This is a genomic window from Proteus myxofaciens ATCC 19692 (assembly GCF_001654855.1).
In the GTDB taxonomy this organism is placed as follows: Bacteria; Pseudomonadota; Gammaproteobacteria; order Enterobacterales; family Enterobacteriaceae; genus Proteus; species Proteus myxofaciens.
Genome location: NZ_LXEN01000081.1, coordinates 44,350 through 56,951 on the forward strand (window position 1 = coordinate 44,350; position 12,602 = coordinate 56,951).

The following is a 12,602-nucleotide window of genomic DNA, read 5'->3' on the forward strand; positions in this document are numbered from 1 at the left end:
GCGTAGTATTTTTCATATTAAATAATCATCAAGAATAATAGATAGAGTTAATTATGAATAATGAAGAATCTGATCTAAATAAGCGAATTGGAAATTTCATAAGAAAAAATAGAATGACTAAAGGTTTAACCGAAACAGAATTAGCTCGTAGAATGATGCTAAGCCAACAGCATATATCTCGTTGTGAACATGGTAAATGTTCATTTAATTTGGTGCATGTCTGTAGGTTTTTAAATATTTTAGACAAGAGTTTTAGTGATTTTATTCAAGAGGTTTTATATGGATACGATGATGTTAAACTATGAAAATTATTAATAATCGATAGATTAAAATTAACCTCAATATTTTTTATTAAAAAATAATTTTTAAATTAATTCATTAAATAGTGAATGAGTGTTTATGATATTTTTTAATAAAATGTTAATGGTTTTTTTATTTTTATATTAACGTGAAGTAATTTATCTATATTTTAATGTTAGTTAATATAAGCTTTATGTAAGTTCTTAAGTTTATCAGAAAAATAATATTTTTATTTATAGCAAAGGTGTATTTATGCGAATAATGCCTGGAATACTATTGTCGTATCTATTTGTTTCATTGAGCGCTTATTCTAGTCAAGACATAGCAACAAATTATAATTATTTTCAATTAAAGTTAAACTCTAGCAGAATCATTTATCATCCCGATTCTAAAGGTGTGTCTATTACTGTATCAAATCAGCAGGGATACCCAATGCTGGTTAGACCTACAATATTGTCTGGTGATAAAAAAAATATATTAAAATCGTATATAGCAACACCTACGTTATTTAAAATAGATGAAAAACAAAATAGTAAAATACGACTAACTCAGATAGATAAATCAGAGAATAAGCCTAATCAGGAAACATTGAATTGGCTCTGTGTACTCGGTGTACCGCCAAGTGATGATAGTGATGAATGGAACGAAACACACAAGAAAAACTCACCAATTATTGACTTTAAAATTAATGTGAAAACCTGCATAAAAATATTTAATAGACCCAATGTATTACGAGGAACTTCTGAGGAAGCAGCATCCTCTTTGGTATGGTCTAAGAAAGATGGAAAATTAATAGTAGATAATCCTACTGGTTACTATATTAACTTTAATTCTATTTCTATCGATGGACATAATATCAAAAAATCTGGCTATATTGAGCCATTTAGTAAAAAAGAGTTTAATTTACCAAAGGATATTACAGTAAATAAGATTCTTTGGTCAGTAATTACTGACATTGGAGGTATTTCAAGTAGCAAAGTTACTAATCTATAGATTCGGAAAACTAAAATGAAATTAGTTCTGATATTACCATGTTATTTACTGTGTATATGTAGCGTTAATGCTAAACCTTATTCATTCGATAGTAGAGCATTAGGGGTTGATAGTGCATCCATTGACTTAGAGCAAATAAATAATGACCAACAACCTCCAGGTAATTATTATGTCGATATTTTTGTAAATGATAAATTAGTCGATTCACTAGATTTAGATTTTAATATGAAAAGAGATGGTAAGTTATATCCTTGTCTTAGCGAATTAAAATTACTTGAGTATGGATTTACCAAAGAGTCTATTGAGGAAATGAAAAATAGAGATAATGCATGTCTAGATATTAATAAAATTAATCATGCTTTTGTTTCTTACTCTATTAATAATCAGACGGTTAATATTGAAGTACCTCAAATTTATATATTAAATAATTCTCGAAATAATATGGCTCCAGTACGTTTATGGGATGATGGTATAAATGCCTTTTCGATGAACTATAAAATAAACAATAACTACACTCATACACAAAATAATGATTATAACTATAGTTATTTACAATTTAACCCGAAAATTACCTATAAAGCTTGGCGTGTAAATGCGCAGTATAACTGGACTAAACAAAAAAATGAAAACTCACATTGGGAAAATGTTTATACCAGTGTTGAAAGAGGTTTTCCCAAGTATAAAAATCGTTTGATCCTAGGCGATAGCTATACGGCAGGTACTGTTTTTGACTCAATCCCGTTTAGGGGGGGAATGTTAGCAACAGATTCTAATATGTACAGTGGTGAGGAGAAAAATTTTTCTCCTCAAATAAAAGGTGTTGCTAGTTCAACATCAACGGTAGAAGTAAGACAAAATGGTTATATTATATACAGTACGACAGTACCTGCAGGAGAATTTAATTTAACAGATATTCCTTTAGGCATTTCTGGTGGTGATTTAGATGTTACCGTTGAAGGCGCCGATGGAACGAAACAGACCTTTATCGTTCCTTATAACAAACCTGCCATTGCAGTTAAACAAGGTTTTCTTGATTATAGTTTTATGGCTGGTGAGTATCGTCCTTCAGGTCATAAGCCCAAAGATCGTAATGTTGCGCAGTTTACTGTGATATATGGTCTTCCATGGAATTTAACGGTATATGGCGGTGCCCAAGGGGCGAAACATTATAATTCAGGTTCTTTAGGGATTGGTGCGAATTTAGGTACATTGGGCGCTGTTTCTATAAGCGGTATAGTTTCTAATGCGACATTAAATAATGCATCAAGAGAAACTGGGGAAGCGTGGAAATTACAGTATAGTAAAATACTTGATTCAACTAATACTATGCTTACTGTTTCTAGTTATCAGTATGCAACGAGTCATTACAATGAGCTAGCGGATACCTTAGAATCTTATAGCTATGACAATTATATTAGAAATAAGAAAAAATCAAGATTATCAGTATCATTATCACAGAGTTTGATGGGGTATGGCAATATAAGCTTATCAGGAAGTCGAGATAGCTATTATAACTCACCAGCACAAAATTTTTATTCTATTAATTATGGAACAACAATAAGCAATGTTTATTTATCGATGGGAGCAACAAGAAGATATTTAACTCAGACTAATGGTAGAGAAACCTCAGAAAATACATTTAATTTACAAGCTAGCATACCATTAGATAAATTATTCGGTAAAGATACTCGATTTAGATACCAAATGTTTTCACAAGGAAGCGATTCTAATTCTAATTTAATCGGATTAAATGGAAGCGGTTATAACCAACAATTATCATGGGATATAAACCAACGTTACGATACTAAAAATTATAATAATAGCTCATCACTGTATTTAGGTTGGAAAGATACTTATGGAAACTCAACATTAAACTACTCCTACAATAAAGATACACAAAATGCAGCAGTTAGTTTCTCAGGGGGTGCGTTAATCACCAAAGATAACCTTGTATTTAGTCAGCCAATCAGTGATACATCGGCACTTGTTAGTGTGCCTGATAGTAATGGTAGTAAGGTTGTTGGATTTCCAGGCGTTAAAACAGACTATAGCGGGTATACGTTACAGCCTAATTTGAATCCATATTATATAAATACGGTATCTATCGACCCTGTAACTTTACCTGATAATATTGAATTACCACAAACGGACGTTAAAGTTATACCAACTCAAGGTGCCATTGTTGATGCTAGATTTAAAACACGTAAAGGTAATAAATTATTAGTTCAACTTTCATCAGGTTTAGATATTCCATTTGGTGCAATCGCTAGGATTAATGGTCAACAACAAATGGCCGGTTTGGTCGATGAAAATAAACAAGTATTTATAGTGGGGGCTCCTGATAAATCTAACGTTATAATTTCATGGAAAAATAACAGTTGTTCATTTGATTATGATATTTCAAATGAAAAAAATCAAACCAACGGGATTTATATATTCAACTCTACCTGCGAACAAGGCAAGTAAATGTATTTAATATTCATTAATAGAATTATATATACCATTATCAGTATAGCAATAATATTGTGTCCAATATCCTCATTGGCTGAGGACGTTAGAATTAATATAGTAATGAATCAAGGTATGCTTGCTGGAACGATATTTGATAATACCTTAATTGGTAGCGGTAATATATTGTATGCCGGAGATCATGATGGGTTTTATTTATTATCTAATAAAGAAATGAATAAAAATATATCGGATGGAAAATGGTATTTAATCGGTCGTAACGGTAATTTCTTAAAAGTAAAAATATCAGGAAAAGAGTGGTTATATGATGATAATCAATCAGCACTTATATCAACCGATAAAAGTAAAATAAAAGAATTCTTTTTGTATGTTGATGGGAAACAAAACGTTGTACCTGATACGTACACAATTGAATTAAATGGTGGAAGTTACATAAATTAATTAAAAACCACATATAAATAAATATTGAATATTTATTTATATCGTAAAGATGTAAATTTAAAATAGGAGTAGTAAAATGAAACACACTAAATTAATGGCGACCATTATCGGCGCAACTATGGCTATGACAAGTTATGCAGCATCAGCAGCCGATGGTACAATCATCAGTAAATCTCCAGCGACTGCCCAAGCGGACATTACCTTCTCTGCTGCAACTGAGCTAACAAATACCTTAACCCCAGTATCTGGTTTAACTGCGGGCTCAATTCCAGCTAAAACTGTTGTTGCGAATGGTCAAATCAGCTCATCAGATAGCAATGATATTGCAATCGCATTTACACCGGGTTTTGGTATGGCTACCGGTATCACTGGACATAACAATAAAGGTGGCCAAATAGAAATCTTCAAAGGTAAAAATAATAATCAGAATATCGCTATTTTAGAATTAGCTTCAAGTGCTGCTGATAGCAACGATGTCATTACGATGAATGGTGATAATAGAGAGTTCATGGGATTAAAAGGTAGTAACCCAACTTATACCGTTCAAACAAACCAAACAATTGGAGATCAAACTATAGCAGCAGATACTTATGTGGTATCCGTTGATGCTGTTGAATTTACTAACTAATTCATCATGTAGTTAATTATGCTATTTAGATAATTATAGGCGTATTTGTTCATTTATGAGGGAGTACGCCTAATACTCATAAAATGTTCAACGGTAACGGTATTGTACTTTTTATGAATATTCGTTTTTATATTCTTATCTTACTCTTCTTACCTTATTCCTACTATTTGTCCGTTAAATCGGATTGTTGTAAATAATAAATCATATATTTTTCATTTAAAGATAATAACTTTTTCATGCTAATCCCATCTCCACATTGAATAATTGATTCATAAAGGTAGATTGTTCCCGCATATGGTTAGGAATATAGATGGCTTTGATATTGGTTTAGAAATGTTAGGCTCACCATCAGCATTGTGTGTTCTCTTACATATAATGGGGAAAATTGGGAAAAATCATTCTTAATTAGCAATAGCTCATGTTTATTCAGCTTTAGCAGTTAATGAGCTATTGTTTTTATTTATTAGCTTTATTTTAGTTCTGCCTCATTCGTCATTATTTCTACTGAATGTGTATTGCCATTTTCGAAAGAGTGATCATTTGGCTGATGCTCTTTTCCTTTATTAGAAAGTACATTAAGTAACGTACTTTCTTTTATTGAGATTATCGCTTTCTGAGCAGGTTTTAACCACGATGCGGGTTTTTGTGTCTTAGGCTGTTCTTTCTCTGCTTCTACTTTAGGTTTAATCGGCTCTTTTGGTGTGGTTGATAGTGGTTTTAACAACACACTAGGTGCAACCAATTCAATATCAGCGGGTAATAAAGGAAGTTGTTGTTGTAATGCTCTAACGGTTGATGGATGAGGATGACCAATAGCAATCGCTGAACCGTTTTTTCTTGCTAATGCAATGGCTCGATTAAGTTGTTGACGAGTTTCAGCTTCGGTTTGAACATTATCTAAAAAGACATGGCGACGTAATGAAGGCACTCCCGCTGCTTGGGCTGCAATTGCTGCTTGGGTATTACCAATAGTGACACTATCAAGAAAATAAAGATGGGAATGATTGAGTGCTTTAATCACTCTATCCATAGCTTGTCTATCTGATGTCATAGCACTTCCCATATGATTATTCATACCGACAGCATAAGGCACATTACTAATCGCGTGCTGAATAATACGGTCAATTTCTTCTTGCCCCATAGACGGTTTTAAGGTGTTTTGTTCTAAAGGTTGCTTACTGATAGGCAACATTGGCATATGAATAAGAATCTCTCGTCCTTGAGCATGCGCTTTTATCGCTGCTTCTTTGCCATGAGGTGAATCTGGTAAAATCGCAATAGAAATAGGCGTAGGGAGTTGTAAAATTTGGTTATCTTCTTTTTTACGATAACCAAAATCATCAATAACAATGGCTAATTTGGCTGCAAATGCAGGAGTACTCATTACTATACTCAGTAAAGTAACACTAAGTATAAAAGAGACTTTGCGCTGTAATGTGCCAAGTAACGTCAAAACTACCTCCCAAGCCAAGGTACAGGGTTAACCGCTTTACCTTGTCGTCTAATTTCAAAATAAAGTGCTGAACGTTCTTGCCCACCACTATTACCCACTAACGCAATAGGCTGTCCTGCTTTTACTTGTTGCCCTACATTAACTAAAGCGCTTTGATTATAACCATAAAGGCTCATATCGCCTTTACCATGTTCAACAACAACGACTAAACCATAACCTTGTAGCCAATCAGCAAGTAAGACTCTGCCATCAGCAATCGCTTTTACCTCAGTACCTTGTGCTGCGGGTATAACAATACCTTTCCAGCGTAGTTCGCCAGAGCCCGATATAGATTCACCGAAGCGGTGTAATAAAGAGCCTCTAATTGGCCAAATAGCTTGTCCTGCTGGTTTGCCTAAACCACCAGTACGCGACATCAGCGATTGTTCTTCTGAGGTTGGCTTATACGTTGAACCTCGTTGTTGTGCTTCACGCTGTTTCGCGGCAATACGTGCAGCTTCTTTTGCTTCTCGTTCTGCTCGTGCTTTTGCTTCACGCTCAGCTTGTGCAATTTTATTTCTTAGTTGTGATTCATTGGCGCGCATTGTGACTAAGTTACGCTGATCTTCTTTAAGTGTAGATTCAAGTTGCGTAAGTGTTTTTTGACGCGCCGTGAGTGCACTATCAAGTTTTTGTTTTTCTTGTTGTTGCTTGGCGAGAACTTGCTTTTGTTCACTTTGTTTAGTTTGTTGAGCGGCCTTTTCTTTTTCTAGCTCTTTTGATGTTGTTTCTAGTTGCGCCATCGTTTCTTTGCGCGCTTCATTAATATAGCTGTAATACGCTAAAATTCGTTCTTCACGTTGGCCTTCTTCACCACGAAATAACAGTTCAATGCCTTGATGTTTACCTTGACGATAAGCCGCATCCATTTGTCGAGCTAATAATGCTTGTTGTGAATTATATTGCTTTTGTAATCGCGCGATATTAGCGGTGATAGTTGTTATTTCTTTACTCAGTGTTTGTAAGCGGTTTTGAGTTTCATGGACAGAACGACCTGCACGAGAAATCTGAGTTTCTTGATCTTTTAATTGTCCTAATAGGGCAGATCGTTGCTTTTTTTGTTCTTGAACGCGTTTCTCTTTTTCTGCAATCGTCGTTTGTAAATCTTTAAGTTGAGAGCGATTATCCGTTAACGTATTAGCAAAAACGTGAGATATAGGCAAAAAAGAGGTGCCAATAAGTAACGCAATTAACGGTAAAGAAAATACGCGAATAGGCTGATGAGGTTGTTTTTGAAGATCCTTTTTCTCTGCCATCTGACCAACATACCTTTCATAACAGTTTAGAAGATTATTTCATGTCCCTTTACAACTAACCAGTTAACACGAAATAAAGCCTTAATTTCAGATAATACTTAACAGATAATTTATGTAACTAAAACGATATTATAAAGCATTATCTTTCCTAAAGAGGAAAAAACAGCCAATCAGTATCACAATGCACCAGAATATCACGCTATTAGCCTTCTAATGTCGCTTTATAGAAAAGCGTTAAGACAAAAGTGATGCAATGTAAGTTTATTAAGAATGCCGTTTTACTTATAGCTTGGTAGAAGGGGAGCCTGTAGATTTAAAAAGGCATTACCTTTATTTATAGGATTTTCAGAAGATAATGGTACATAAATACGGCAATAAAAAAAATGATTGTTGAGAAACTTTCCGCAAAAACTGCAAGAGAAAAGCAGGAATAGGCTGTAATTGCGTCATGACAAAGGTATACTTTGGCTCTTTGATACTATTTTTTAACTAACGAGAGTGATTGCATCCTATGCTGCAAGAAGTTATGCAATTTTTCAGTCGTCACCCCCTATTAAGTGTTATTTGGGTTGGATTGCTGGTGGCGGTCATCGTATTGACCTTTAAAGGACTGTTTTCTAAGACGAAAAACATTTCCCGTACAGAAGCGATTGCGTTGATAAATAAAGAGAATGCGGTGTGTGTCGATATCCGTAGCCGTGATGAGTTCCGTAAAGGGCACATCATTGATTCTATCAATTTGACGCCTTCTGAAATTAAAAATAACAATATTGCTGAGTTAGAGAAATATAAATCTCAGCCAGTTATTGTTGTATCACCATCAGGTATTGAAGGTGCAAAACCTGCTGAAAGCCTGACTCAATTAGGCTTTGAGAAAGTCTTTATTCTAAAAGATGGTCTTTCAGGCTGGAGTGGTGATAATTTACCTCTTTCTAAAGGTAAAAAGTAACGAGCGGGCAGATTGAGTTCTATACTTACTGCTATTCATTAAATAAGGATATAAAAAGGTAAGATTATTATGTCAGAACAGCAAAACCAAGAGATGTCTTTCCAAATTCAACGTATTTATACCAAAGATGTCTCTTTTGAAGCGCCAAAAGCCCCACAAGTTTTTCAAAAAGAGTGGCAACCAGAAGTAAAATTAGATTTAGATACTTCATCTAATACATTGGCTGAAAATGTCTATGAAGTTATTTTACGTGTGACTGTCACTGCAACTATGGATAATGAAAATGCGTTCTTGTGTGAAGTTCAGCAAGCGGGTATTTTCACTGTTGAAGGCATTGAAGGAACACAACTGGCGCATTGTTTAGGTGCATATTGCCCTAACGTTCTGTTCCCTTATGCTCGTGAGTGTATTACCAATTTAGTTGGCCGTGGTACATTCCCACAATTAAACTTAGCGCCAGTAAATTTTGATGCGTTGTTTATGAACTATTTACAACAGCAACAAGATGGAACTAACGAAGGAGCTCAAGAAGCTTAATGAACAACGCTTCTATGACTGTTCTCGGTGCCGGATCTTACGGCACCGCTTTAGCGATTACCTTAGCACGTAATGGCCACAATGTTGTACTTTGGGGGCATGATCCTGCACACGTTGCTGCTTTAGAACAAGCACGATGTAATCAGGCTTTTCTGCCGGATGTTTCCTTTCCTGATAGTTTATATATGGAAGCTTCATTACAAAAAGCGATAGAAGCTAGCCGTAATATTCTCGTTGTTGTACCCAGCCATGTTTTTGGTGATGTATTACAACAAATCAAACCTTTTTTACGCCAAGACTCACGTATAGTTTGGGCAACAAAAGGGCTTGAAGCACATACAGGCCGTTTATTGCAAGATGTTGCGCGTGAAGTATTAGGTAATGAAATCCCGTTAGCTGTGTTATCAGGCCCTACTTTTGCGAAAGAACTTGCTGCAGGCTTACCTACCGCGATTTCTGTTGCTTCAACAGATAATGATTATTGTGAAGAGCTTCAACAGCTTTTTCATTGTGGTAAAAGCTTTCGTGTTTATAAAAATCCAGACTTTATTGGTGTGCAATTAGGTGGCGCTGTTAAGAACGTTATCGCGATTGGTGCTGGTATGTCTGATGGTATGGGCTTTGGTGCCAATGCCCGTACCGCCTTAATTACACGTGGCCTTGCTGAAATGAGCCGATTAGGTAAAGCACTCGGTGCTGATGCGGCGACTTTTATGGGTATGGCAGGGTTGGGTGATTTAGTCTTAACGTGTACTGATAATCAGTCGCGAAATCGTCGATTTGGTATGATGCTGGGTCAAGGTATTGACGTTGATACCGCGCAAGACAAAATAGGGCAAGTTGTTGAAGGCTATCGCAATACAAAAGAAGTGCGAGCATTAGCTGAAAAAGTCGGTGTTGAAATGCCTATCACAGAACAAATTTATCAAATTTTATATCAACATAAAGATGTCAAAGAGGCTGCTTCTGCCTTATTAGGGCGAGCAACAAAAGACGAGATAGACAGCACATTACCTTAATTATTTTGCAAATTGATTCATTTTCATTATTTGCTTTAATATAAAAAGAATGAGAGTCAGTATGTCGCTAGAAGAACTGAAACGAGTTTGGGATCATATTAAAAGTGAAGCAAGAGCGTTGGCAGATTGCGAGCCTATGTTGGCAAGTTTCTTCCATGCGACATTACTTAAGCATGAAAACTTAGGTAGTGCCCTTAGTTTTATGCTGGCAAATAAATTAGCGACACAAACCATGCCGGCTATTGCTGTGCGAGAAATTGTTGAAGAAGCTTATCGTAGCGATGTTTCAATGATTGAATCAGCCGCTTATGATATTTCGGCTGTTCGCTTACGAGACCCCGCTGTTGATAAATATTCAACCCCGTTGCTTTATTTAAAAGGCTTTCATGCCTTACAAGCTTATCGTATAGCCCATTGGTTATGGGCTCAAGAAAGACAAGCATTAGCGATTTACTTACAAAACCAAATATCAGTGACTTTTGGTGTTGATATTCATCCTGCTGCTTGTATTGGCCATGGCATAATGCTTGATCACGCCACAGGTATTGTTATTGGTGAAACTGCTATCGTTGAAAATGATGTCTCTATTTTACAATCAGTGACATTAGGCGGAACAGGAAAAACGTGTGGCGATAGACACCCTAAAGTGCGACAAGGCGTTATGATTGGTGCAGGCGCTAAAATTTTAGGCAATATTGAAATTGGTCGTGGTGCTAAAATTGGTGCTGGCTCTGTCGTTTTACATGCCGTTCCTGCACATACTACGGTTGCTGGAGTCCCTGCCAGAATTGTGGGTAAACCCTCAAGTGACATGCCCTCTTTCGAGATGGATCAGCACTTTAACGGTGTGGTACCAGGCTTTGAATGCGGTGATGGGATTTAATAAAGGTAGTTTGCTATAAAAGAATGATTAACTTGTTGGCATCTTACTGTTTAGTTTGACGTGATATAGACAATATTAAAAATAAAAAGGCGCTAATTAATTCAATTAGCGCCTTTTTATTTTCATAGAAGATAATTAAGCTTAGCAGGCTAGGTATTAATGGCCTTAAACATCATACTAATCAATCTTTTAATAATGCCCCAGGGTAACCTAACTGCCGCCAAGCCTCGAAAACAACAACAGCCACAGTATTTGATAAATTCATACTACGACTATCTGCAAGCATTGGGACTCTGATTTTCTGCTGTGTTGGCATGTTATCTAACACATAAGGGGGTAAACCCCGTGTTTCAGGACCAAAAAGAAGATAATCTCCATCCTGATAGCTGACATTACTATGTGCTGGTGTACCTTTTGTCGTTAAGGCAAATACACGAGCACCGGTTGGTGATTGTGCATTATCAGGGCTTAATCCTTCGCTTTCTAAAAAAGCATAATAATCATGATGTTGTTTAATATCAGCAAACTCACGATAATCAAGCCCTGCACGACGTAGACGTTTATCATCCCAAGTAAAACCAAGAGGCTGGATTAAATGAAGATGAAAGCCTGTATTTGCACACAGGCGGATAATATTACCCGTATTGGGTGGGATTTCCGGTTCAAATAAGACGATATTGAGCATATGAAATGAGATTAATCGTTACCAAAGAGATCACGAGTATAAACTTTTTCTTCAACATCGTTTAGTGCTGAGGCCATTCTATTAGTAATAATGACATCAGACATTGTTTTGAACTCATCCAGATTACGGATTAATCTTGAGTTAAAGAAGGTATCTTCTTTCATTTCTGGTTCATAAATGACTACTTCAATCCCTTTGGCTTTAATACGTTTCATAATGCCTTGGATTGAAGAAGAGCGGAAATTATCAGAACCTGATTTCATAATTAAGCGATATACACCAACAATCTTAGGTGATTTAGCGATAATGGAATCTGCGATAAAATCTTTACGTGTGCGATTAGCTTCAACGATGGCACTAATAATATTATTAGGTACCGCGTCATAGTTTGCTAACAATTGTTTAGTATCTTTTGGTAAGCAATAACCGCCATAACCGAATGATGGATTGTTATAATGATTACCAATACGCGGATCTAAACAAACCCCTTCGATAATTTGTTTTGCATTTAAACCATAAGCTTGGGCATAGCTATCTAGCTCATTAAAATAAGCGACACGTAGTGCTAAATAGGTATTAGCAAACAGTTTGATTGCTTCGGCTTCAGTAGAGTCTGTGAAAAGTACATCAATATCTTTCTTCAATGCACCTTCTTGTAAAAGATCAGCAAATTTTTGTGCTCTTGCTGATTGTTCACCAATAACAATACGAGAAGGGTATAAGTTATCGTAAAGTGCACGGCCTTCACGTAAAAACTCAGGGGAGAATATAATATTGTTAGTATTATATTTTTCTCTCATTTCTTGAGTAAAACCAACCGGGATCGTTGATTTAATAATCATGGTGGTGTTTGGATTATATTCTAAAACATCACGGATAACAGACTCTACAGAAGAGGTGTTGAAGTAGTTAGTTTTAGGATCATAATCTGTTGGTGTGGCAATAATAAC

At 35.7% G+C, this 12,602-nt stretch carries 13 protein-coding genes; 9 read left to right on the forward strand and 4 right to left on the reverse strand.

Translation table 11 applies throughout. The annotated features are described in order from the left end of the window. The first annotated feature begins 53 nt into the window (after positions 1 to 53). The 5 genes from M983_RS08700 (at position 54) to M983_RS08720 (ending at position 4,831) form a co-directional block, all read left to right on the forward strand. Positions 54 to 305 carry a helix-turn-helix domain-containing protein gene (locus M983_RS08700; protein ID WP_066749685.1) on the forward strand — a complete coding sequence of 84 codons (252 nt, stop codon included), beginning with the start codon at positions 54 to 56 and terminating at the stop codon, positions 303 to 305. Positions 306 to 552: 247 nt separating this feature from the next. Continuing rightward, complete coding sequence (locus M983_RS08705) at positions 553 to 1,293, forward strand: fimbria/pilus periplasmic chaperone (protein ID WP_066749686.1); 741 nt, start codon at positions 553 to 555, stop codon at positions 1,291 to 1,293. A 15-nt stretch (positions 1,294 to 1,308) separates the two neighbouring features. Beyond that, positions 1,309 to 3,759 (forward strand): fimbria/pilus outer membrane usher protein, encoded by a 2,451-nt coding sequence (locus tag M983_RS08710; RefSeq protein WP_066749687.1) that lies wholly within the window; start codon positions 1,309 to 1,311, stop codon positions 3,757 to 3,759. Between the two features lie 105 nt (positions 3,760 to 3,864). Beyond that, positions 3,865 to 4,203, forward strand: coding sequence for an AfaD family invasin (gene afaD / locus M983_RS08715; RefSeq protein ID WP_167348679.1), 339 nt, complete (start codon positions 3,865 to 3,867; stop codon positions 4,201 to 4,203). 76 nt (positions 4,204 to 4,279) lie between these two features. Continuing rightward, positions 4,280 to 4,831, forward strand: coding sequence for a hypothetical protein (locus M983_RS08720; RefSeq protein ID WP_066749689.1), 552 nt, complete (start codon positions 4,280 to 4,282; stop codon positions 4,829 to 4,831). A gap of 469 nt (positions 4,832 to 5,300) precedes the next feature. On the opposite strand, the gene M983_RS08725 is transcribed toward M983_RS08720, so the two are convergent. Together M983_RS08725 and envC are read right to left on the reverse strand one after the other, a co-directional pair. Then, positions 5,301 to 6,284 (reverse strand): divergent polysaccharide deacetylase family protein, encoded by a 984-nt coding sequence (locus tag M983_RS08725; protein ID WP_083954579.1) that lies wholly within the window; start codon positions 6,282 to 6,284, stop codon positions 5,301 to 5,303. A gap of 2 nt (positions 6,285 to 6,286) precedes the next feature. Beyond that, on the reverse strand, positions 6,287 to 7,579 hold the full coding sequence (envC, locus tag M983_RS08730) for a murein hydrolase activator EnvC (protein WP_066749690.1): 1,293 nt from the start codon (positions 7,577 to 7,579) through the stop codon (positions 6,287 to 6,289). Between the two features lie 511 nt (positions 7,580 to 8,090). Here envC and M983_RS08735 point away from each other — a divergent pair. The 4 genes from M983_RS08735 (at position 8,091) to cysE (ending at position 10,967) form a co-directional block, all read left to right on the forward strand. Then, positions 8,091 to 8,528, forward strand: a complete 438-nt coding sequence (locus M983_RS08735; protein WP_066749691.1) for a rhodanese-like domain-containing protein — start codon at positions 8,091 to 8,093, stop codon at positions 8,526 to 8,528. A gap of 69 nt (positions 8,529 to 8,597) precedes the next feature. Continuing rightward, entirely contained in the window at positions 8,598 to 9,065 is a 468-nt protein-coding gene (gene secB, locus M983_RS08740) for a protein-export chaperone SecB (protein WP_066749692.1), read from the forward strand. Next, positions 9,065 to 10,084: an NAD(P)H-dependent glycerol-3-phosphate dehydrogenase gene (gpsA, locus tag M983_RS08745; RefSeq protein WP_066749693.1), complete on the forward strand. Its 1,020-nt coding sequence runs from the start codon at positions 9,065 to 9,067 to the stop codon at positions 10,082 to 10,084. Before secB ends, gpsA begins: the two co-directional genes overlap by 1 nt. 61 nt (positions 10,085 to 10,145) lie before the next feature. Then, positions 10,146 to 10,967 (forward strand): serine O-acetyltransferase, encoded by an 822-nt coding sequence (gene cysE, locus M983_RS08750; protein WP_066749694.1) that lies wholly within the window; start codon positions 10,146 to 10,148, stop codon positions 10,965 to 10,967. Positions 10,968 to 11,148: 181 nt separating this feature from the next. On the opposite strand, the gene trmL is transcribed toward cysE, so the two are convergent. Together trmL and M983_RS08760 are read right to left on the reverse strand one after the other, a co-directional pair. Next, positions 11,149 to 11,652, reverse strand: a complete 504-nt coding sequence (gene trmL / locus M983_RS08755) for a tRNA (uridine(34)/cytosine(34)/5-carboxymethylaminomethyluridine(34)-2'-O)-methyltransferase TrmL (RefSeq protein WP_066749695.1) — start codon at positions 11,650 to 11,652, stop codon at positions 11,149 to 11,151. Positions 11,653 to 11,663: 11 nt separating this feature from the next. Continuing rightward, positions 11,664 to 12,602, reverse strand: a 939-nt coding sequence (locus M983_RS08760) for a nucleotide sugar dehydrogenase (protein WP_066749696.1), incomplete at its 5' end; no start/stop codon positions are given.